Below are 20,991 nucleotides of genomic sequence, written 5' to 3'. Positions count from 1 at the left end.
CCTTAACTTCAGGTGAAGCCCGTATAAACACCAGGAAGACGAAGATGCGCAGAGACATACCGCCCCTCGCCGAGGTGCGTCGCCTTACCCAGAAGAAGCGGGACGCATGGTGGACCGTGCTGCTGGTCGACCCGGTCGCCACTCCTCTGGTGCGGCAGACCGCGATGCGCACGCGGATCACCCCGAACCAGATCACCTGGGGCGCGCTCCTCCTCGGCCTGGTCTCGGCGGCGTGTTTCACGCAGGGCGACTGGCGCTGGCTCGTCGCCGGTGCCGTGGTGTACCACCTGAGCTTCATCCTGGACTGCATGGACGGCAAGGTCGCCCGGCTCACCGGCCAGGGCTCCGTCTTCGGCGCCTGGCTGGACTACATCTTCGACCGCATCCGCGTGATGGCCTGCGCCGTCGCCCTGATGGGCGGTCAGTACCACCGCACCGGCGACACCTTCTACATCTGGCTCGCGGCGGGCGTGGTCGCGCTCGACGGCCTGCGGTACATCAACTCGCTGGAGATCTTCAAGACCCGGCACACGATGCGCAAGCAGATCAAGGCGCGCATCCGGGCGGCGCGGCGGGCCGAGGACACGGCGGAGGTCGCGTTCATGGAGGACCTGCTGCGCGACAACCCCGAGGCGGACATCGAGCAGGACATCCAGCAGAACCTCCAGCAGGACCGGGCGGAGGACGCCGCGACCACGCTGAGCTCGGAGAGCGCGCCGGTGCTGACCACGCTGAGCACGGAGAGCGCTCCGGTGCTGATGGCCGTTCCGGCGAAGAAGCGGCGGAAGAATGCCGACGTCATCGACCTGCAGCGGGAGTTCCGCAGCCGCTTCCCCGGCTATCTGCGGGCCCGCTCCTACCTGCTGCGGCACCGCGTCCGTACGCACCTCATCAGCGGCATCGAGTTCCAGATGGGCGTCTTCATCGTCGGGCCGCTCTTCGACGCGGTCATCCCCGTCACGGTCGTCTCCGCCGTCCTCCTGCTCGTCTTCGAGCTCGCCATCGTCTACAAGCTGCTCCTCTCCACCCGGGACTTCGCCCGTACTCTCGACTCCTTCGAGAACGCGAAGACACCGGCTGCGGCGGCCTGAGCGCCGGTACCGGTCCTCAGGGAACCGGTACGTACTCCGGGAGCAGTCCCTCCGCCCGGAGTTCCGCCCACATGTCCGGCGGTACGGGGCAGCGCAGGAGTCCGGCTGCGTCCCTCGCCTCGGCGGGTGAGCGGGGGCCGGTCAGGACGCTCGCGACGGCCGGGTGGCCGAAGGGGAAATGCAGGGCCGCGGCGCGCAGCGGTACGCCGTGCCGTTCCGTGACGGCCTTGAGGCGCAGGGCGCGCTCCAGTACGGGGCGCGCCGCGGGCGTGTAGTCGTAGGTCGCGCCGGGGCGCGGGTCGGCGAGCAGGCCGGAGTTGAGGACGCCGCCGATGACGACGCCACGGTGGCGCGCGGCGGCCTCGGGCAGGACCTCGTCCAGGCCCGAGGGGTCGAGCAGGGTGTAGCGGCCGGCGAGCAGGACCGCGTCGACGTCGGTGTCGCGGAGGAAGCGGGCGAGCATGGGGGTCTGGTTCATGCCCGCGCCGATCGCCCGGACCACGCCCTCGGCGCGGAGGCGTTCGAGCGCCGGGTACGCCTCGCCGAACGCCTGCTCCGCGTGGTCGTCAGGGTCGTGCAGATAGGCGATGTCGATACGTTCCAGGCCGAGCCGGTGCAGGCTCTCCTCGATACTGCGCCGGACGCCGTCCGCGCTGAAGTCCCAGACCCGGCTGTGGGTGGCCGGCACGGCGAACCCGTGGGCGAGGTCGTCGCCGCCCGGCCCGCCGGGGCGCAGCAGCCGGCCCACCTTGGTGGAGAGCACGTACGCGTCGCGCGGCCGCTCGCCCAGTGCCGCGCCCAACCGCCGTTCCGACAGGCCGAGTCCGTAGTGCGGCGCGGTGTCGAAGGTGCGGATGCCCTCGTCCCAGGCGGCGTCGACGGTGGCGGTGGCCTGGTCGCGGGAGATCGCCGTGTAGAGGTTGCCCAGCGCGGCGGCGCCGAAGGACAGGGCGGTGAGGGGCACTTGGCTGCGGCCGAGGGTGCGGCGGTGGCCGGCGGGGCCGGGTTGCGCCGCCCGTCCGGCCGGGCCGGGTGGCGCCGCGTTCCCCCTCCGCGCGTCCGGTGTGCCGCCGGTCACCGCTGCCCTTCCGGGCGCAGCCGCAGGCCCGCCATGCCGCCGTCCACGGCGAGCGAGGTGCCGGTGACCGAGGCGGCGGCGGGCGAGGCCAGGTACGCGATGGCGGCGGCGACCTCCTCGGCGGTGACCAGGCGGCCCATCGGCTGCCGGGCGTTGAGCGCGGCGCGCTCGGCCTCGGGGTCGTCGGCCGCGTCCAGCAGCCGCCCGACCCATGGGGTGTCGGCGGTGCCGGGGTTGACGCAGTTGACGCGGACGCCCTCGCGGACGTGGTCGGCGGCCATGGCGAGGGTGAGCGAGAGGACGGCGCCCTTGGAGGCCGAGTACAGCGCGCGCTGCGGCAGTCCGGCGGTGGCCGCGATGGAGCAGGTGTTGACGATCGCGGCGTGCGCGGACTCCCGGAGGTACGGGAGTGCCGCGCGGCTGGTGCGGACGATGCCGAGGACGTTGACGTCCAGGACGCGGTGCCACTCGGCGTCGGTGTTGTCCTCGACGGTGCCGGCCGCGCCGATGCCGGCGTTGTTGACCAGGATGTCGAGGCCGCCCAGGTCGCGGGCCGCGGCACCGACCGCCCCGCACACGGAATCGTCGTCGCTGACGTCGGCCCGGTAGCCGGTCAGCGGCTCCCCGGCGGTGTCGAGCTTGTCGGTCACGAGGTCCAGTACGGCCACCCGGGCGCCGCGCGCGGCGAGCAGCCGCGCGGCGGCCAGGCCGATGCCCGAGGCGCCGCCGGTGACCAGGGCCTTGAGGCCGTTCATGTCGTCGAGGCCGTCCATGTCGTTCATGCCCGCTCCTCCTGGAGTGCCTTCCGTCGACCGCTCTGCCGAGATACATCGGATGTATTGCTCCGCGACGTGAACATACGGTCCTGCGGAGCGGCGGCACAAGAGGTCATGCGATGTCAGCCGGTGTCACCCGGCGTCCAGGCCGTAGACGCGGCGGGCGGTGTCGCCCAGCACCGCCGCGCGCTCGGTCGCCGTACACGACCGCAGCAGGTCGTCGGTGAGGGCGTGCACCGCGGCGTAGCCGCCCGCGAGTTCGCACACCGGCCAGTCCGAGCCGAACAGGATCCGGTCGGCGCCGAAAGCGGCCAGTACGTGCTCGGCGTACGGCCGCAGCAGCCCGGCCGTCCAGGTGTGCCAGGGCGCCTCGGTGACCAGCCCGGACAGCTTGCACACGGTGTTCTCACAGGCCGCCATGGATGCGATCCAGGACGCCCAGGGCTCCCACTCCCCCGCCGCGATGCCCGGCTTCCCCGCGTGGTCGAGCACGAACGGCACCTCGTCCAGGCCGCGTACGCACTCCAGCGCGGCCTGCCGCTGCGGGGCCCGTACGAGCAGGTCGTAGACGAGCCCGCGGGCGCCGAGCGCGGCGAGCGAGCGCAGGACGTCGGCGCGGACCAGCCACCGCGGGTCGGGCTCGTCCTCGACCTGATGCCGTACGCCGACGAGCAACGGGGCGTCGGGCAGGGCGGGTTCGGGTGCGGTGAGGTCCGTCCAGCCGACGACGCCGGCGATCAGGCCACCGGAGGCGCGGGCCGTCGCGAGGAAGTCGGCGGTCTCCGCGGCGGTGGCCACGGTCTGCACGAGGACGGTCGCGGTCACGCCGTGCGCCGCCGCCTCCTTCCGGAGGTCGTCCAGGGCGTAGGCGCGGTGGATCGGCGCGTGGGCGTCCGGATCCAGCCAGGGGTACGCGCGGACGGCCGGATTCCAGAGGTGGTGGTGCGCATCGATCACTGGTCCTCCCGGAGCGGGCCGGCGCCGCGTACGGCCGGTGACCTCGTCCTGCGGATACAGGGATACCGGATACCTCCCGGGGAGCCCGGATGGCAATAGGTCGGACCTCTTGACGATGGATGGGGTGCACACCATTGTCGCCCTCGGACCCGGCCCGCCCGTGTCCTTCCCGTCCGCCACCCCCTCGGAGGTCACCCGTGGCACAGGTCCAGTCCCCGGCCGGAGCCGCCGCGCGGGGCGGCGAGAAGGTGCCCCGGCGGGTGCACTGGATCGCCGTACTCGGCGGCCTGTCCGGCCTGTTGTACGGCTACGACTCCGGAGCCATCTCCGGCGCGCTGCAACCGCTGACCGACCGGTTCGGCCTCGACGCCACGGGGCAGGGCCTGGTCACCAGCCTGCTGCTGCTCGGCGCGCTGCCCGCCATCGTCGGCGGCTCGCTCGCCGCCCGCCGCTGGGACCGCCGCCATCTGCTGATCCTGGCGGGCGTCGTCTTCGTCGTCGGCTCGGTCGCCTGCGGCCTGGCCCCCAACGCGGTCGCTTTGATGGTCTCCCGCTTCGTCCTCGGCTTCGCCGTCGGCATCGCGAACATGTTCGGCCTGATCTACCTCAGCGAGCTCGCGCCCAAGCATCTGCGCGGCCGCATCACCGCGCTCTACCAGCTCGCGGTCAACGTCGGCATCCTGCTGGCATACGGCGTCGGTGACGCACTGTCAGCAGCCGGCGCGTGGGAGTGGATGCTCGGCCTGGGCGCCGTGCCCGCCGTGGTCTTCCTGGCCGGCATGGTGCTCAGCCCGGCGGGCCCGCGCTGGCTGATGACGCACGGGCGCGAGGCGGAGGCCCGCGGCGTCCTGCGCCGGCTGCGCGCGGCACCGGAGACCGCGGAGGCGGAGATCACCGAGATCCGCGACAGCCTGGCCCAACAGCACGCGGGACTACGAGAGTTGGCGGGCACCTACCGTCCCGCGCTGCGCATCACCCTGATCCTGACCTTCTTCCAGGTCTTCACCGGCATCAACGCGGTGGTCTACTACGCGCCCGTCATCTTCTCCCACCTCACCGGCGGCAACGGCGCCCAGGCCGGCACGATCGCGAACTACGGCGTCGGCGCCGCGCTGGTCCTGTCCACCGCCGCGTCGCTGCCCTTCATCGAACGCCTGGGCAGGGTGAAGCTGCTGACCATCTCGCTGGCCGCGCAGGTCCCGCCCATGGTCGCGCTCGCCCTCTTCCCCGATGTCTCCGTCCTCGCCGTGCTCTGTGTGTTCGTGTACACCTTCGCGTTCGGCTTCGGGCTGGGGCCGGTGTTCTGGCTGTACTGCCCGGAGGTGCTGCCGCTGCGGGCCAGGGCGCTGGGCATGGGGGTGATCACCTTCACCCAGTACCTGCTCAACTTCGCCTTCGCGCTGGCCTTCCCGGACGTGCTGAAGGCGATCGGCAGCTCCGTCTTCGCCGTCTTCGCCGTGCTGTCCGCGCTCGCCGCGTGGTACGTCGCCCGGCGCGTCCCCGAGACCGCCGGCCGCTCCCTGGAGGAGATCGAGCGGTACTGGCAACGGCGCGCGTAGCCCGGCAAGCTGAGTACCGCACGACGCCGCGACGACGAGAGGGGCGAACCGTGCCGGGTACGGAGGGGACGACGGCGGCCGAGGTGGCCGAGCGGTACGGACTGCGGCCGCTGCCCGCCGAGGGCGGGCTGTTCCGCCGGACGTGGGCGGGGCCGCCGGACGCCACGGGCCGCCCGGCAGGCTCGGCGATCATGGTGCTGTTCACCACGGACGCCGGTGGCTTCTCCGCCCTGCACCGGCTGCCCCTGGACGAGATCTGGCACTTCTACCGGGGCGATCCGGTCGAACTGCTGCTCCTCGGGCCGGGCGACGCCGGACGGACCGTGCTCCTCGGCGGCACCGGCGAGGAGGTGCAGACCGTGGTGCCCGCGGGTACGTGGATGGGCGCCCGGGTGATCCCGGGCGGCAGCTGGTCGCTGTGCGGGACGACGATGGCGCCCGGCTTTCTGCCCTCCGACTACGAAGGCGGCGACGTGGACGTCCTGACCAGGCAGTACCCCGAGTACGCCGAGCGGATCAGGCAGTTGTGCCGGCCCGGTGCGCCGCTGCGGATGCCGGACGGGGCCGGCGATGAGTGAAGAGCGGACGAGTGACGAGCGGATGAGTGACGGGCAGCTGGGTGACGGGCAGCGGGCGGGCATCCTGGCCGGCCGGGTCGCCCTGGTCACCGGCGCCGGCGGGCTCATCGGCGGCGGGATCGCCCGGCGGCTCGCGCGGGCCGGGGCTGCCGTGGTGGCCCACTGGCACCGGAGCGAGGAGCAGGCCGCCGCCCTCGTCACGGAGATCACCGGGCAGGGCGGCAGCGCGCTGGCCCTGCGGGCCGACCTGACGCGGGAGGAGGAGTGCCGGGAACTGGTCGACGCGGCGGCCTCCTGGCGCGGCCGGCTGGACGTCCTCGTCAACAACGCCGGGATCCAGCCGGTCCAGCCGCTCGCGGAGATGACGGCGGCCGACTGGCGGCGGCTCTCCGAAGCCAATGTGACCAGCGCGTTCTGCTGTACTCAGGCGGCGGTCGGGGCGATGCGGCGCGGGGACGGCGGCTCGGTCGTGCACATCGCCTCGATCGAGGGCTCCCAGCCCGCGCCGGGGCATGCGCATTACAGTGCCGCCAAGGCCGCGCTGATCATGTTCGCCCGCTCGGCAGCCCTCGAGTACGGCCCCCTCGGCATCCGCGTCAACACCGTCTCCCCCGGCCTGATCGGCCGGCCGGGTCTGGAGGCGGACTGGCCGGAGGGCGTCGACCGGTGGACCCGCGCCGCGCCGCTGACCCGGCTCGGCCGCCCCGAGGACGTCGGCGACGCCTGCGTCTTCCTCGCCTCGGACGCGGCCTCCTGGATCACCGGTACCGACCTGGTCGTGGACGGCGGCGTCAGCGCCCGTCCTACGTGGTGACGCCTTCCTGACCCGCCTCGGGCCCGTTCTCCGGCCCGTTCTCCGGCTCGTCCAGGTCGCAGCCGTGATCGCAGATCAGGTCGATGACCGCGCGCAGCAGTTCGGAGTCGTCGTCCGCGCGCCAGACCAGGTGGAAGCGGTGCTCGGGGCCCGGCTCGCTGAGCGGCAGGACGGCGACGCCCGGGCAGGCGATGTTGGCGGGGTCGGAGACGTCGGCGGGGTGCGCGTGCACCAGCCCGGACGCCGTGCCGGCCGCCACCAGCGCGAGCAGCTGCTCCTGTTCGCGCAGCCGGTGGTGCTGCCAGAGCGGGGCCACGCCGTGGTCGGCGAAGAACCGTACGGTCGCGTCGTGCACGCCGGGCGCGGTGTCCCGCTCGTTGATGAGGAACGGCATGCCCTCGAACGCGCCGAGCGGCACCGGGACCTGCTTGGTCAGCGGCCCGGGCGCGGGCACCGCCACATGGTCGTCGCGGTACCTCCCGACGATCAGGGAGGACGTGCCGTGCGGCGGCAGCGGGTCGCGGACCAGCGCCAAGCCGAGGTCGCCCTGTACGAGGGCGTCCAGTGCCTGAAGGCTCCACATGGGGACGGACACCACGGCCACGTCGGCCCGTGCGCGCGCCACCTTGCCGATCAGTACGTCGACGAGGCGGGCCGCGCCCGGGGCGCAGCCGATGCGCAGCTCGCCCAGCCGGGCGGCGCGCAGGGCGCGCGCGGTGTCCCCGATCTCGGCGGCCGAGGCGAGTGTGCGGCGCGCGGCGGGCAGCAGTTCGCCGCCCGCTGCGGCGAGCTCCACATGGCTGCTCGTCCGGTCGAAGAGGACGAGGCCCAGCTCCCGCTCCAGGTCGCGGATGCGACGGCGGACGGCGGCGGGCGCGACGTGCAGCCGGGCCGCGGCGCGGCCGTAGTGCAACTCCTCGGCCACCAGGGCGAAGTACTCCAGATCACGCAGTTCCATGTCTCGCTCCCCACCTTGTACACGGCGGGCCCCGCTCTGCCGGAGCAGAGCGGGGCTGGGCCGTCTCCGCAAAGCGGACACAACCTGGTGCTCGGCAGGCCCCCGCGCAAGAGGCCCGGCCGGCTGGAAGCGCCGAATCAGTCGTCGCTGTCGTCATCGTCGGCGCTGTTGTCGGCGCCGGTCTCCACGAGCATGGTGTGGGTCTCCGCGCCCGCGGTCGACGCACCGTGGTGCTCGCTGGCGGAGCCGCTCTGGTAACCGGAGTCGGTGGACGCAATCTTGGTGTTCAGGAACTCGGGGTCGTCGGCCACGGCCGTGCCGCCGGCCGCCAGGATCAGGGCTGCCACGGGAACGACGACGGCGGTCAGGCGCTTCGCAGTGCGGTTCATCTTCGGTTCCTCCATTGGTTGCACAGGGGCGAGGCGGCTTCCTCCGCCGCCCGGCAGTCGATGAGTAACCACACGTCACAGCTGTCACACACTCCGTCACCTGAATGGAAGTGACGGAGTGGCGCGGAGGGCTCCGAGGTGCCTGCGACCGGACCGTCGCCGGACCCGTGGCCGGACCCGTGGCCGGCCCGTCGGTCAGGACTGCCGCATGTTCCGCAGCGAAGCGACCAGGGTGTCCACCTCCCGCGGCGTGTTGTAGAGCGCGAAGGAGGCACGGACCGCGCTCTCCAGACCGTAGTGGCGCAGCGCGGGCTGGGCGCAGTGGTGGCCGGCCCGGACGGCGATGCCGTCGCGGTCCAGGCACTCGGCGACCGCCGCCGGGTCGAATCCCGCGAGCGTGAAGGTGAGGACGGAGATCCGCTCGGGCGCCGCGCCGATGAGTTCCAGTCCGGGGACGCCGGCCAGGGCTGCTACGGCGTACTCCGTCAGGGCCTTCTCGTAGGCGGTGACGGCGGTGCGGTCCTGGGAGGTCAGCCAGTCGATCGCGGCGCGCAGGCCGACGGCGCCGGCGATGTTGCCGGTGCCCGCCTCCAGCAGGTGCGGTACGGGGGCGAAGGTGGTCCGGCCGAAGTCGACGGAGTCGATCATGTTGCCGCCGCCCTGCCACGGCCGCATGCCCGCGAGCACTTCCGACTTGCCGTACAGCGCGCCGATCCCGGTGGGGCCGAAGAGCTTGTGCCCCGAGAAGACGTAGAAGTCGGCGTCCAGCGCCTGGACGTCCACCGGGAAGTGCGCGACCGCCTGGGCGCCGTCGACCAGCACCTTGGCGCCGTACCGGTGTGCCAGCGCCGTCATCTCCCGTACGGGCGGGACGGTGCCGAGCACGTTGGACGCGTGGCTGAGCGCCACCAATTGGGTGCGGAAGGAGAGCAGGTCGGCGAAAGCGTTCTGGTCGATCTGCCCGTCCGGGCCGAGCGGTACGGGCACCACCCGGGCGTGCCGCTCCTTGGCGATCAGCTGCCACGGCACGATGTTGGAGTGGTGTTCGAGGACCGGTACGAGGATCTCGTCGCCGGCGCCGAGGTTGGCCCGGCCCCAGGTCTGGGCGACCAGGTTGACCGCCTCGGTCGTGCCGCGGACGAAGACGACGCTGTCCGGGGACGGGGCGCCGAGGAACGAGGCGACGGCGGCGCGGCTCTCCTCGTACGCCTCGGTGGCCTCGCGGGCCATGGTGTGGGCGCCGCGGTGGATGTTGGAGTTGGCGGAGGCGTAGAAGGCGGCGAGCGCCTCGATGACCTGGCGCGGCTTCTGGGTGGTGGCGCCGTTGTCGAGCCAGACCAGCGGGTGGCCGTTGACCGTCCGGTGCAGGACCGGGAAGTCGCGCCGCACGGTCTCGGGGTCGAAGCCGCGTCCGGGGCTCGCGGGGCTCTTGGCGGGGCCGGCGCCCGGGAGGGGGCTCGGGCCCCGCAGCGCGTCCAGGCCCGTCAGCGCCTCCAGCGTCTCAGGAGTAGTCATAGTACTTGGACACCTCGACGTTCTGGAGCACGGCGATGGCGTCCTCGACCAGGACCGCGGTGTTGAAGTAGGCGGTCATCAGATAGGAGGTGATCGCCTTCTTGTCGGTGCCCATGTTCCGCATGGACAGGCCGGGTTCGACCTCGTCGGGCACCTCGGAGGGGCGCAGCCCCACCACGCCCTGCTCGGCCTCGCCCGCCCTGATGAGCAGGATCTCGGTGGTGCCGGCCGCCGCGCTGGAGCCGTTGCGGAAGCCGACCTTGTCGGACGGCAGCAGCGGCACGCCGCGCCAGGTCAGCAGGGGGCTGCCGAAGCGGGTGTCCATCACCGGGGGCACCCCCCGGCGGGTACATTCCCGGCCGAACGCGGCGATGGCCTTCGGGTGGGCGATGAAGTAACCGGGCTGCTTCCAGACCTTGGTGAGGAGTTCGTCGAGGTCGTCGGGGGTGGGCGCGCCGGTGCGCGACTGGACCCGCTGGCCCGGGGTGACGTTGTGGAACAGGCCGAAGTCGGGGTGGTTCAGCATCAGGGCTTCCTGGCGCTCGCGCAGCGCCTGGATGGTCAGGTCGGCCTGCGCCCGTACCTGGTCGTTGGGTTCGTTGTAGAGGTCGGAGACGCGGGTGTGCACTCGCAGCACGGTCTGGGCGACGGTCATGTGGTACTCGCGCGGCGTGTCCTCGTACTCGACGTAGGTGCCGGGCAGTTCGGGCTCGCCCACGTGGCCGCCGGCGAGCTGGATGGGGGCCTCCTTGCCGGCGAGGGGCGCGCCGCCCTCGCTGTACGCGGTGACCGCGGCGCACAGCGCTTCGTCGCGGTCCGACAGGCGGCCGAGGACGGCGCGCTCGACGCACAGCGCGACGCCGGGGGTGAGGGCCTTGACCTGGTACGGCGTGCGCTCGCCGCGGGTCCAGGAGTCCAGGTCGAAGAACTGGCCGTCGCCGACCACTTCGAGGACGGTCTCCTCGCCGTAGCGGGTGGTCACGCGCTTCTCCGCGCGGCCGTGCGCCAGCACCCACAGCCGGTCGGTGGACTCGCCCTCCTGGACGAGTAACTGGCCCGCGTCGAAGCTGACTTCGGTGAACGCCTGGGCCAGTTCGCCGAGCAGCGCCGGGTCCGCCTCGCGCAGGTAGGGGATCTCCCGCAGGTCCTCGCTGACCACGCGGCGGGTGCCCTCGTGGTCGGTGTCGACGGTGATCCGGTCGTCGCCGAGCAGGAACGTACGGCGCCGGTTGACGCGGAAGACGCCGGAGTCGACGTCCACCCAGGGCAGCGCGCGGAGCAGGTAGCGCGGGGTGATGCCGCGCATCTGCGGCGCGGTCTTCGTGGTGGTCGCGAGTTGCCGTGCGGCATCCGGGCTGAGGGTGAGGCGGTGGTCGCTCATGGGGACTCCTGGCAGTCGGTGAGGGGTTGGCCCCGTACGGACGTCCCGGACGCGGTGGAGCGGCGGCCGGAACGAGAGTGATCGTCACGGTGGGCACTTATCGACCACAAGAAGGCGTTGCACTTGAGCAGTCCGGAATCAATCCGACCATTTCTTGTGGTAATTAGTCCCGAATACAACCACTTCGCGTGTCAAGAACGCGCGACCAGCGTCCCTGCCTCCGGCGTCCGCAGCGCCTGCCCCCTCACCCGCCTTCCGGACGCCGCTGTCCGATTCCCGGATACGACGCGATTCGTCCGTACGACCGTTCGGGGCGCCCCGTCAGCTCACCGTGAGCCCGGCCTTCGCGGTGGCGGCCGAGCTGGTGCCCACGTAGAGGTCGAACGCGCCGGGCTCCACCGTGAAGTGGCCGTGGCTGTCGTTCGTCCAGAAGCCCAGGTCCTCGGCGCCCAGACGGAAGCGCACCGTGGTGTGCTTCCCCGGCTCCAGGGTCACCCGGCGGAAGCCGCGGAGTCTGCGGACCGGCTGGGTGAGGGAGGCGGCGCGGTCGTGGACGTAGAGCTGTACGACCTCGTCGCCGGCCCGCTTCCCGGTGTTGCGCACCTCGACCGACACCTCCAGGGTGTCGCCCTTGCGCAGCGCGTCGGCGGACACACTCGACCGGCTGAGCTTCGGCTCGCCGAGCGTGAAGTCGGTGTAGCTGAGCCCGAAGCCGAACGGGAACTGCGGGCCGTCGGGCAGGTCCAGGTACTTGGAGGTGTACTTGTTGTCCGGGTCGTACGGGCGGCCCGTGGATTCGTGGTTGTAGTGGATCGGGATCTGGCCGACCGTACGGGGGAAGGAGACCGGGAGCTTGCCGCCCGGGTTCACGGTGCCGAAGAGGACGTCCGCGACGGCGTGGCCGGCCTCGGTGCCGGGGTGCCAGGCTTCCAGTACGGCGGGGGCCTGCGCGAGCCAGTCGCCCACGGTCAGCGGGCGGCCGTTGACGAGTACCACCACGAAGGGCTTGCCGGTGGCCGCGACCGCCTCGATGAGCTTCTCCTGCGCGCCCGGCAGCGAGATGTCGCTGCGTGCCGCGGCCTCGCCGCTGATCGCCGGGGGCTCGCCGACCACGATCACGGTCACGTCGGCGGCCTTGGCGGCGGCGACCGCCTCGCCGATGCCGCCGGTGTCCTTGCCTGCCGCGTCGACGCCCTTCGCGTACGTGACCTTCGCCTGCGGCGCTGCCTTCTTGACCGCGTCCAGCACCTTGACCGCCGGGAACTTCTTCTCGGCGGCCGGGATCACCCAGGTGCCGAGGAGGTCGGCGGAGTCGGCGAAGGGCCCGACGACCGCGATCGAGGACGCCTTGGCGGACAGCGGCAGTACCGACTTCTCGTTCTTGAGCAGCACCATGGAGCGGGCCGCTGCCGTGCGGGCCGCCTTGCGGGCGTCCGCCGACGGCGCCGTGATCTCGTCCTTCTCCTCGACGTAGGGGTGGTCGAAGAGGCCCAGCTGGAACTTCAGCTGCAGTACCCGGTACACCGCGTCGTCCAGCCGCCCCTGTTCGATCTTTCCGGCACGCAGCAGCTTCTTGCCGTTCTCGACGAAGTGGGTGCTGGTCATCTCCATGTCGACGCCCGCGTTCAGCGACAGCCGTGCCGCGTCGGCGCCGTCCTCGGCGAAGCCGTGCGCGATCAGCTCCTGCACCCCGCTGAAGTCGCTGACCACCAGCCCGTCGAAGCCCCACTCCTGCTTGAGGATGTCGGTGAGGGTGTGCGGGTTGGCGTGCGCGGGGACGCCGCTGATGGTGTTGAAGGACGCCATGACGGTCGCCACGCCGGCGTCCAGGGCGGCCTTGAACGGCGGCAGGTAGAGGTTGCGCAGCCGGGATTCGGAGACGTCGACCGTGTTGTAGTCGCGGCCGCCCTCCGCGCCGCCGTACGCGACGAAGTGCTTGGCGCAGGCCGCCAGCCGGTCCTTGGCCTTGAGACCCTCGGCGTTCTCGCCCTGGTAGCCGCGTACCTTGGCGGCGGCGAACGCCGAGGCGAGGTACGGGTCCTCGCCGCTGCCCTCCGCGATCCGGCCCCAGCGCGGCTCGTGGGTGACGTCCATCATGGGCGCGAAGGTCCAGTGCACGCCGTTCGAGCGGGCTTCCTTGGCGGAGACCTCGGCGTCCGACGCGGTGACCTCGGGGTCGAAGCCGGCCGCCTGGGCGAGCGGAATGGGGAAGTTGGTCCACATGCCGTGGATCACGTCGAGCCCGAAGACCAGCGGGATGCCGAGCCGGGACTCCTCGACGGCGATCTTCTGCAGGGCGTTGGTGGTCTTGGCGCCGAAGATGGAGAAGACCGAGCCGAGCATGCCCTTGCGCGCGGCGTCCTCGACCGCCTTGGTCTCGCCGCCGCCGGGGCCGGTGTCCCAGGTCCACGGCAGCTGCTGGAGCTGGCCGAATTTCTCGTCGACCGTCATCCGGCCCAGCAGTTGCTTGATCTTCTGATCGTACGGACCGGAAGCACGGGGACCGCTTCGTGCGGCCGGTGCGGCGGCCGCCTGCCCGCTCCCCACCTCCAGGAGCCCGCCGGCAATGGCCGTGGCACTGGCCGCACTCAGAAGCGTGCGTCGTCGCATCCCCTGCATGAGTTCACCTCTTCGGCAATGGGAGGCATCATTGCCTGCCCCGAATTCAGAAGGTGAATGGACGTTAAGTTTTCCCTGACTGACGGGTCAAGAGGCGCGACACCGCTCCCGCAGGTGTCACTCGTCCGAGAGCCTGAGGTTCGGCACTCGCCACGCCGCGACGACGAAGGCCAGCAGGGTCACGGCCGCGCCCGCCAGGAAGACAATGCGCATGGCGGCGACATAGCCCTCCAGGAAGGGCAGTGCCAGGCGCGGGTCCAGGGTGTGCAGGAAGGCGGAGTCCTCCAGGTTCAGGCCGCCGCGCGGGCGCAGCACTCCGCTCAGTGCCCCTGCGTTGCCGGGCTCTTCGGCGAGCCGACGCAGGGCCGGGTGGCGGAACGCCTCGTCGAGCCGTTCGCCGATCCGCGAGCCGGCCAGGGAGAAGAGGACCGAGAGGAACGCGGCGGCGCCGACCGTGCCGCCGTTGGAGCGGAAGAAGTTCACCGAGGCGGTCGCGGCGCCCATGTCCGTACGCGGCACCTCCGACTGGGCCAGTGTGGTCATGGTCTGCATGGCCGCGCCCAGCCCCGCGCCCATGAAGAGCATGCCGATCGAGACGTACCACAGCGGGCTGTCGACACTGAGCGTCGCGTAGACGAGCATGGCCGCGGTGAAGCAGCCGATGCCCGTCACGAGGTGGACCTTGAGCCGGCCGGTGCGGGCGATCAGCCGGCCGACCGTCAGCGTGACGGCGACGTTGGCGACCGTGGTGGGCAGCATCGCCAGCCCCGCCGCCATCGGGCTCATGCCCTGGGCGAGTTGGAGGTACAGCGGCAGCGTGGTCATCGCGCCGAACATGCCGATGCCCACGATGAAGTGCAGCAGGGTGCCGAGGCGGAAGCTGCGGACCCGGAAGAGGCGCAGCGGCAGCAGCGCCGCCTCGCCCATGCGCCGCTCGATGAGGACGAAGCCCACAAGGCCCACGGCGCCGGTCGCGTACAGGGCGAGCGCGGCCGGCGAGGCCCAGCCCCAGCCGCGGCCCTGCTCGGCGACGACGAGGAGGGGGACGACGCCGACGGCGAGGGCGAGCGCGCCGCCGTAGTCCAGCCGGTGCCGTACGGGGCGGTGCGGCACGCGGCGCAGCACGCGTGTGATCACGGCCAGGGCCACCGCCGCCAGCGGCACGTTCACCAGGAAGATCCAGCGCCAGCCGGTGATGCCGAGCAGCGTGCCGCTGCCCGCGAACACGCCGCCGACCACCGGCCCGATGATGCTGGACCCGGCGAAGACCGCCATGAACCAGCCCTGGTACCGGCCGCGTTCGCGCGGCGAGGTGATGTCCGCGATCACGGTCATGGCCAGCGACATCAGACCGCCGCCGCCGAGGCCCTGGAGCGCGCGGAACGCGGCGAGCTGGTGGATGGACGCGGCGCAGCCGCACAGCAGCGACCCAGTGGCGAAGAGCAGGATCGCGACCAGGTAGACGGGGCGGCGGCCGTGGATGTCGGAGAGCTTGCCGTACAGCGGCGTGGCGATGGTGCCGGTGACGAGGTACGCGGTGGTCACCCATGCCTGCGCGGTGAGTCCGTGCAGGTCGTCGGCGATGGTGCGGAGGGCTGAGGAGACCACGGTCTGGTCGAGGGCGCCGAGGAACATGCCGAGCATCAGGCCGGACATGACGATGACGACCTCGCGGTGGGACAGCCGCGCGGGCGGCCCGGCCTCGGCCGGACCGCCCGCGGGCCGCTCCTCCTTGCGGAGCGCGTCGGAGGAGGTCACGCGCGCGCTCCGGCGAGCCTCTCCAGATCGGCCACCGCGTGCGCGATCTCCGGCAGCGCCAGCATCTGCAGCCGCGCGCGGCGCGCGGTGGCGGCGGCGCCGGAGTCGGCCAGTACCTGCCGGCAGACCGCGGCGATGCCGTCCGGGGTCGGGTCCGTGATCCGGCGGCCCAGGCCCAGCTCCTCGACGCGCTGCGCGTTGGGGTGCTGGTCGCCGAACTGCGGGAGGACCGCCAGCGGCGTGGCGGTGCGCAGCGCCTCGCGGATGCTGTTGAAGCCGCCGTGGGTGAGGAAGAGGTCCACGCACTCCAGGAGCAGCGGTTGCGGCAGCCGCTCGATGACGTGGACGTGCGGCGGCAGCCCCGTGGTGTCCACCGGCACGCCGGAGGTGGCGACGATCACCGTGCACTCGTCCAGCTTCGCCGCGGCCTCGACGATGCTCTGCAGCGTCTTGGCGGCGTCGGGCATCTCGAAGGGCATGTCCGGCAGCTGCTCCCCCTGCTCTTGCCGCTTCCGCATCATGGGCAGGGCCGTGCCGATGGCGGCCCACACCAGCGGCCGGTCGGTGGGCAGTGCGGCGACCCACGGGGGCAGTACGGAGTCGCGGTCCACGTTCACCGTCTGGCGGTATGCCAAGGGGCCCGGCAGGTGACGGGCGAAGGAGAAGTCCGCCGGTACGTAGTCGATGCGCCCGTGCCGGACGATCGAGCGCGGGTCCTCCTGGGTGGGCAGCCCGAGTTCGGCGCGCAGGGCGTTCAGGCCGGGTTGGATCTCCGCGGGGTCGAGGACGTTGCTCGCGCCCGAGGGCGTGGGCAGCTGCGGAATGTCCAGCTCCTCGGCGATCAGGCAGGAGCTGAGGTCCATGCCGTCGCGCAGGATGAGATGCGGGCGGAATTCCAGTACCACGGGGCGCAGGCACTCGCGGAGCCCCCTGGCCATCGGGCCGGACACGATCCGCATCATGAAGCGCACCATGGCGGCCTGCTGCTCTTCCGGGCCGAGCTCGGCGGCGTCCGCGGTGCCGGCCGGGTCCTGGGCCTGGTCGGCGAACGCCCGCGGCGAGAATTCCGGCAGGCAGGTCATGACGTGCAGGTCGTCGTGGCGGAAGAGCGGCGCGAGCTCCTCGTTGGTCGCGACGCGCACGTCGTGTCCCGCTGCCGCGAGGGCCCGCAGCAGGGGCAGCTGGGCGCGGCCGTGCGAGGGACTGCCAAGTGTGGTGCACAAGACTCGCATGAAAGGGGCCTTTCGGTTCGGTCTGTCGTGGGGGGTGGGGCGCCGGCCCCTGGCCGGTGGTCAGCCGGCCATCGTGCAGCTGGGCCGGGGGTCAGCCGGCCATCGTGTACGGGCTGCCGATGCTCTGCCGGACAAGTCCGGCACGCTCCAGCCGCCCCTGGTCGAGCAGGTTGCGGAAGTCGTGGACGAGGCGGCCGTCGAGGCGGGCGGCGACCTCGTCCCAGTCCAGTTCGAGGAAGTCCGGCCATTCGGTGAGGACGAGGACGGCCTCGGCTCCCTCGGCCGCCTTCACCGGGTCGTCCACGAGGGTGACCAGGTCGCTCAGGTCCGGCCGGGTCTCGCTCAGCGCGGGGTCGTAGGCGTACAGCTCGGCGCCGCGCTCCCGCAGCTGCCGGGCGATGGCCAGCGCGGGCGAGTCCCGCAGGTCGGCGGTGCCGGCCTTGAACACCAGGCCGTACAGGGCCAGTCGTACGCCGTCGAGCGAGCCGTCGCCGCGCGAGGACTGGGCCGCGACGCGCTCCACGAGGCGGGCCTGGTGTTCGACGTTGGTCTCGATGGTGGCGCGCAGCAGCGGGAAGTCGATCCCGGCGGCCTCGCAGACGGACAGCAGCGCGTGGGTGTCCTTGGGGAGGCAGGAGCCGCCCCAGCCGGGGCCCGGCTGGAGGAACGCGGCACCGATGCGCGGGTCGTGGCCGATGCCCGCCGTGACGTCGCCGATGTCCGCGCCGAAGCGCTCGCACAGCGTCGCCAGGTTGTTGGCGAAGGACAGCTTCATGGCGAGGAAGAAGTTGGCCGCGTACTTGGTGAGTTCGGCGCTGGCGGCGTCGGTGACGACCAGCGGCGCCGCGAGGTCGGTGTACAGCTCCGCCACCCGCCGCGCGGCCTCGGCCTCCGCTCCCCCGACCACGATCCGGTCCGGGTGCAGGAAGTCGTGCACGGCGCGCCCCTCGCGGAGGAACTCCGGGTTGCTCACCACGGAGACGTCCGGCCGGCCGAGCAGCGCGGCGACCCGGTCCGCCGTGCCGACCGGCACCGTGGACTTGTTGACCACGACGGCGCCGTGCGGCAGTTCGGTACGGATCTCCCCGGCGACGGCCTCGACGGCGGCCAGGTCGGCGGCGCCGCCCGCGCCCATGGGCGTCGGGAGGCAGAGGAAGACCACGTCAGCGTCGCGCACGGCGGCCGCGGTGTCCCCCACGAATTCCAGCAGGGCCGTTTCCAGCCCCTCCTGGACGAGTTCGGGCAGGCCCGGCTCCAGGATGTCGACCTCGGCTCTGCGGAGCCGCTCGACCTTGCCCGGGTCCGCGTCCGCGCACACCACCCGGTGCCCGAGTGAGGCCAGGCAGGCGCCGGTGGTCAGGCCCACATAACCGGTACCGATGACGGCAACGCGTCTCTCAGTCACTGATAATCACCTATTCGAATGATCGTCGGCGGCCCGACCTTATGGCGGGCTCCAACGAGGGGTCAACGATCGATGACAACAACCGATGACTTCCGGACACGCTCCGGATCCTGGACCATGTGCTGCTGAACGACGAGCCGAAGAAGGTACGAACGCGTGGACGGATCGACAGCGAAGGCGAAGGACGACACCGCCGAGCGGCCCGCACGGGCGCGCAAACACGACGCGGCGGGCACCCGCAGCGCCCTGATGGAGGCCGCGGCGCTGCGCTTCGGCAGGTACGGCTACGACGGCGCCAGCATCCGGGACATCGCCGGGGACGCGGGGGTCGACGCCGCCCTCGTGTACCGCTATTTCGGTTCAAAGGAAGCCCTGTTCGCGTCGGTGGCCACGGATCCCGCGATATTCGACCCGCTGCTGGAGGTGCCGCTCGACGAGGTCGCCGCGTGGGTCTGCGACTTCGTCACCAACGGCCCGCCGGACGAGGAGGTACCGCACCCGGTGCTGTCCGTACTCCGCTCCTCCAGCCGCGAGGACGCCCTCCGGCTCTTCCGCGACAAGATCGCCGAGGTGTTCTCCGGCCGGTTCGCCGAGCGTCTGGAGGGCCCCGACGCGGAGCTGCGCGCCGAGCTGCTCGCCGCCTGGATCCTCGGCACGAGCCTGATGCGCAAGGCGTTCCGCACGCCGGCCCTGGACGCGGCCCCGGCCGCCGCCCTGGAGACGCAACTCCGCGCGGGCCTCGCCGCCCTCCTGCAGCCGGACCAGCGCGACTGCGGCTGCACGTGCAGCTGTCCCTGCGGGCTCTGAGCCCGCCCCTCTCCCCCGCCCCGACGGGCCACGGCCGCTCCAACGGCCGTGGCCCGTCGGCGTTTTCGGCTCCACGCACCGCCTTCCCTCTCTTCCTGGGTTCTGATAGGAGTATTTCTAATAGAACTAGTCGGAACAGAAACAGTCGAGCGAAGGAGCCCGTCGTGAAGTTCTCGATGATCTTCGAGGCGCAGATGGCCGACCCGTCTCCCGCATCCGAGCGGCAGGTGATCCATGACTGCGTCGAACAGGCCGTGTACGCCGAGGAGATGGGATTCGACCGGATCTGGGCGGTCGAGCACCACTCGCTGACGCAGTACGCGCACATGAGCGCGTCCGAGGTCTTCCTGTCCTGGGTGGCCGCGAAGACCTCCCGGATCCGGATCGGCCACGGCGTGGTGACCATGCCGTTCGGCTACCAGCACCCGGTACGGGTCGCCGAGCGGTCCGCCATGCTCGACGTGCTCTCCGGCGGCCGCGTCGACATCGGCTCCGGACGCGGCGCCACCAAGCAGGAGATGTCCATGTTCGGCGTCCGGCCCGAGGACACCTACCCGCAGATGGAGGAGGCCCTGCGCATCGTCAGCAACGCCTGGCGCGAGGAGACTTTCGCCTGGCACGGGTCCCTCGACATCGGCCCCGGCGCCGTGCTCCCCCGCCCCGTGCAGGCCCCGCACCCGCCGCTGTTCATGGCGTGCAGCAAGCACGACACCCTCAAGCTCGCCGCCGAACTGGGCGTCGGCGCCCTCGTGCTGGGCTTCGCCGGCGCCGACGACATCCGCGAGATGCGCAAGGTGTACGACGAGGCCATCTCCGTACGCGGCACCGAGCGCTTCGTCTCCACCGAGGTCAACGACCACTTCTCCGCGCTGTGCCCGACGATCGTGCTGGACGACGCCGACGCCGCCTACCGGATCGGCACCCGCGGCCAGCGGTTCTTCGCCGAGTCCATCGCGCACTGGTACGGGAACGGCCCGAAGCCGACCGTGGCGTACGACGGCGACGAGGACCACGTCGCCGCGATGGGGCGCCGCCGCGACGAGCTCGTCGCCAAGCTGCACGAGGCGGACATCCCGGCCCGCCCCGCCGACACCGGCACCTACAACGCCGAGCACGCCTACGGCACCGCCGAGACCGCCGTCGACTACGTCGAGCAGCTGCGCAGGATCGGCGTCGACGAGGTGATGTGCCTGATCCAGATGGGTACCGTGCCGCAGGACGTGTGCATGGAGACCATCCGGCAGTGGGGCGAGACGGTCATCCCGCACTTCCGCGCCCTGGAAGGGAACGCGGGCTGATGGCATCGGAGACGGCGGGACGGCTGGCCGGCAAGGTCGTCCTCATCACCGGCGCCGGACGCGGCCAAGGCGCCGCCGAGGCGCGGCTGTTCGCGGAGCACGGGGCGCGCGTCGTCCTCACGGACGTACAGGAGGACGCGGGCCGCGAGGTCGCCTCGGGCCTCGGGAAACAGGCGCTGTTCGTCCCGCACGACGTGACCGACGCGGCGGGCTGGCAGCGCGTCACCGAGGCCGCGCTCGGCACCTTCGGCCGGATCGACGCGCTGGTGAACAACGCCGCGCTGTGGCGCACCGCGCCCATCGAGGAGGAGAGCGAGGCGAACCTGCAGCGGCTGCTCCAGGTCAACCTCGTCGGGCCGTTCCTCGGCCTCCAGGCGGTGGTGCCGCCGATGCGGGCGACGGGCCACGGCGGGTCGGTGGTGAACATCTCCTCCACGGCCGGGCTGGTCGGCATCCAGGGGCACGCCTCGTACGGGGCGACGAAGTTCGGGCTGCGCGGGCTCACCAAGTCCGCGGCGCTCGACCTCGCCCGGCACCGCATCCGCGTCAACTCCGTGCACCCCGGCATGGTGGACACCCCGATGGTCGCGGGCGCGCTCGGCGCGGATGCCGGGGAGCGCGAGTGGCCGAACGTGCCGCTGCGCCGGATGGGCCGCCCGGAGGAGGTCGCGGAGCTGGTGCTGTACCTGGTGTCGGACGCGTCGGCGTACGTCACGGGCGCGGAGTTCGCCATCGACGGCGGGCTGACCGCTCAGTAAGGCGCACGCACGGAGCAG

General features: G+C 72.1%; 18 protein-coding genes. 7 read left to right on the top strand and 11 right to left on the bottom strand.

Features of this window, described 5'->3' with window-relative positions; genetic code table 11:
• Positions 1-44 precede the first annotated feature (44 nt).
• Positions 45-1,091, top strand: a complete 1,047-nt coding sequence (locus ACIGXO_RS30900; RefSeq protein ID WP_399793433.1) for a CDP-alcohol phosphatidyltransferase family protein — start codon at positions 45-47, stop codon at positions 1,089-1,091.
• A 16-nt stretch (positions 1,092-1,107) separates the two neighbouring features.
• Here ACIGXO_RS30900 and ACIGXO_RS30895 read toward each other — a convergent pair whose 3' ends face one another.
• From ACIGXO_RS30895 to ACIGXO_RS30885, 3 genes are all read right to left on the bottom strand, one after another.
• Positions 1,108-2,055, bottom strand: coding sequence for an aldo/keto reductase (locus tag ACIGXO_RS30895; protein ID WP_399793431.1), 948 nt, complete (start codon positions 2,053-2,055; stop codon positions 1,108-1,110).
• 110 nt (positions 2,056-2,165) lie between these two features.
• Positions 2,166-2,951 (bottom strand): SDR family NAD(P)-dependent oxidoreductase, encoded by a 786-nt coding sequence (locus ACIGXO_RS30890; protein ID WP_399793429.1) that lies wholly within the window; start codon positions 2,949-2,951, stop codon positions 2,166-2,168.
• 126 nt (positions 2,952-3,077) lie between these two features.
• The gene (locus ACIGXO_RS30885) at positions 3,078-3,902 is read right to left on the bottom strand and encodes an amidohydrolase family protein (RefSeq protein WP_399793427.1); all 825 of its coding nucleotides are present in this window, start codon (positions 3,900-3,902) and stop codon (positions 3,078-3,080) included.
• Positions 3,903-4,099: 197 nt separating this feature from the next.
• Between ACIGXO_RS30885 and ACIGXO_RS30880 the strand changes: the two genes are divergently transcribed.
• The 3 genes from ACIGXO_RS30880 to ACIGXO_RS30870 are packed head-to-tail and all read left to right on the top strand — an operon-like array spanning position 4,100 to position 6,853.
• Complete coding sequence (locus tag ACIGXO_RS30880) at positions 4,100-5,461, top strand: sugar porter family MFS transporter (RefSeq protein ID WP_399793425.1); 1,362 nt, start codon at positions 4,100-4,102, stop codon at positions 5,459-5,461.
• 50 nt (positions 5,462-5,511) lie between these two features.
• The gene (locus ACIGXO_RS30875; RefSeq protein WP_399793423.1) at positions 5,512-6,039 is read left to right on the top strand and encodes a cupin domain-containing protein; all 528 of its coding nucleotides are present in this window, start codon (positions 5,512-5,514) and stop codon (positions 6,037-6,039) included.
• 22 nt (positions 6,040-6,061) lie between these two features.
• On the top strand, positions 6,062-6,853 hold the full coding sequence (locus tag ACIGXO_RS30870) for an SDR family NAD(P)-dependent oxidoreductase (RefSeq protein WP_399793734.1): 792 nt from the start codon (positions 6,062-6,064) through the stop codon (positions 6,851-6,853).
• Here the strand turns inward: ACIGXO_RS30870 and ACIGXO_RS30865 are convergent.
• From ACIGXO_RS30865 to ACIGXO_RS30830, 8 genes are all read right to left on the bottom strand, one after another.
• Positions 6,843-7,811, bottom strand: a complete 969-nt coding sequence (locus ACIGXO_RS30865; protein WP_399793420.1) for a LysR family transcriptional regulator — start codon at positions 7,809-7,811, stop codon at positions 6,843-6,845. The two genes, ACIGXO_RS30870 and ACIGXO_RS30865, sit on opposite strands and share 11 nt — an antisense overlap.
• Before the next feature lie 137 nt (positions 7,812-7,948).
• A complete protein-coding gene (locus ACIGXO_RS30860; RefSeq protein WP_399793418.1) occupies positions 7,949-8,200 on the bottom strand; it encodes a hypothetical protein in 252 nt (83 codons plus the stop codon).
• Positions 8,201-8,395: 195 nt separating this feature from the next.
• Entirely contained in the window at positions 8,396-9,715 is a 1,320-nt protein-coding gene (locus tag ACIGXO_RS30855) for a SufS family cysteine desulfurase (RefSeq protein WP_399793415.1), read from the bottom strand.
• The gene (locus ACIGXO_RS30850) at positions 9,702-11,096 is read right to left on the bottom strand and encodes a family 2B encapsulin nanocompartment shell protein (RefSeq protein ID WP_399793412.1); all 1,395 of its coding nucleotides are present in this window, start codon (positions 11,094-11,096) and stop codon (positions 9,702-9,704) included. Before ACIGXO_RS30850 ends, ACIGXO_RS30855 begins: the two co-directional genes overlap by 14 nt.
• Before the next feature lie 321 nt (positions 11,097-11,417).
• On the bottom strand, positions 11,418-13,715 hold the full coding sequence (locus tag ACIGXO_RS30845) for a glycoside hydrolase family 3 N-terminal domain-containing protein (RefSeq protein ID WP_399793409.1): 2,298 nt from the start codon (positions 13,713-13,715) through the stop codon (positions 11,418-11,420).
• Between the two features lie 117 nt (positions 13,716-13,832).
• Positions 13,833-15,473 (bottom strand): MDR family MFS transporter, encoded by a 1,641-nt coding sequence (locus ACIGXO_RS30840; protein WP_399793407.1) that lies wholly within the window; start codon positions 15,471-15,473, stop codon positions 13,833-13,835.
• Complete coding sequence (locus ACIGXO_RS30835) at positions 15,470-16,705, bottom strand: glycosyltransferase (RefSeq protein ID WP_399793405.1); 1,236 nt, start codon at positions 16,703-16,705, stop codon at positions 15,470-15,472. The genes ACIGXO_RS30840 and ACIGXO_RS30835 overlap by 4 nt, the downstream gene beginning before the upstream one ends.
• Before the next feature lie 91 nt (positions 16,706-16,796).
• A complete protein-coding gene (locus ACIGXO_RS30830; RefSeq protein ID WP_399793403.1) occupies positions 16,797-18,110 on the bottom strand; it encodes a UDP-glucose dehydrogenase family protein in 1,314 nt (437 codons plus the stop codon).
• Positions 18,111-18,266: 156 nt separating this feature from the next.
• Here ACIGXO_RS30830 and ACIGXO_RS30825 point away from each other — a divergent pair, with 156 nt between their 5' ends.
• The 3 genes from ACIGXO_RS30825 (at position 18,267) to ACIGXO_RS30815 (ending at position 20,973) form a co-directional block, all read left to right on the top strand.
• Positions 18,267-18,917 carry a TetR/AcrR family transcriptional regulator gene (locus ACIGXO_RS30825; protein ID WP_399793400.1) on the top strand — a complete coding sequence of 217 codons (651 nt, stop codon included), beginning with the start codon at positions 18,267-18,269 and terminating at the stop codon, positions 18,915-18,917.
• Positions 18,918-19,081: 164 nt separating this feature from the next.
• Positions 19,082-20,215, top strand: a complete 1,134-nt coding sequence (locus ACIGXO_RS30820) for an LLM class flavin-dependent oxidoreductase (protein WP_399793398.1) — start codon at positions 19,082-19,084, stop codon at positions 20,213-20,215.
• Positions 20,215-20,973 (top strand): glucose 1-dehydrogenase, encoded by a 759-nt coding sequence (locus ACIGXO_RS30815; protein ID WP_399793396.1) that lies wholly within the window; start codon positions 20,215-20,217, stop codon positions 20,971-20,973. The genes ACIGXO_RS30820 and ACIGXO_RS30815 overlap by 1 nt, the downstream gene beginning before the upstream one ends.
• Positions 20,974-20,991: the final 18 nt, after the last annotated feature.

It is taken from the genome of Streptomyces sp. NPDC053542 (assembly GCF_044544685.1).
GTDB lineage: Bacteria > Actinomycetota > Actinomycetes > Streptomycetales > Streptomycetaceae > Streptomyces.
This window is presented reverse-complemented; position numbering and strand designations above follow the sequence as displayed.

Coding starts and splice junctions, on each gene's coding strand:
- ACIGXO_RS30845 (WP_399793409.1), bottom strand. CDS start 13,715: ATGCAGGGGATGCGACGACGCACGCTTCTGAGTGCGGCCAGTGCCACG.
- ACIGXO_RS30850 (WP_399793412.1), bottom strand. CDS start 11,096: ATGAGCGACCACCGCCTCACCCTCAGCCCGGATGCCGCACGGCAACTC.
- ACIGXO_RS30900 (WP_399793433.1), top strand. CDS start 45: ATGCGCAGAGACATACCGCCCCTCGCCGAGGTGCGTCGCCTTACCCAG.
- ACIGXO_RS30835 (WP_399793405.1), bottom strand. CDS start 16,705: ATGCGAGTCTTGTGCACCACACTTGGCAGTCCCTCGCACGGCCGCGCC.
- ACIGXO_RS30865 (WP_399793420.1), bottom strand. CDS start 7,811: ATGGAACTGCGTGATCTGGAGTACTTCGCCCTGGTGGCCGAGGAGTTG.
- ACIGXO_RS30870 (WP_399793734.1), top strand. CDS start 6,062: ATGAGTGACGGGCAGCTGGGTGACGGGCAGCGGGCGGGCATCCTGGCC.
- ACIGXO_RS30890 (WP_399793429.1), bottom strand. CDS start 2,951: ATGAACGACATGGACGGCCTCGACGACATGAACGGCCTCAAGGCCCTG.
- ACIGXO_RS30855 (WP_399793415.1), bottom strand. CDS start 9,715: ATGACTACTCCTGAGACGCTGGAGGCGCTGACGGGCCTGGACGCGCTG.
- ACIGXO_RS30815 (WP_399793396.1), top strand. CDS start 20,215: ATGGCATCGGAGACGGCGGGACGGCTGGCCGGCAAGGTCGTCCTCATC.
- ACIGXO_RS30860 (WP_399793418.1), bottom strand. CDS start 8,200: ATGAACCGCACTGCGAAGCGCCTGACCGCCGTCGTCGTTCCCGTGGCA.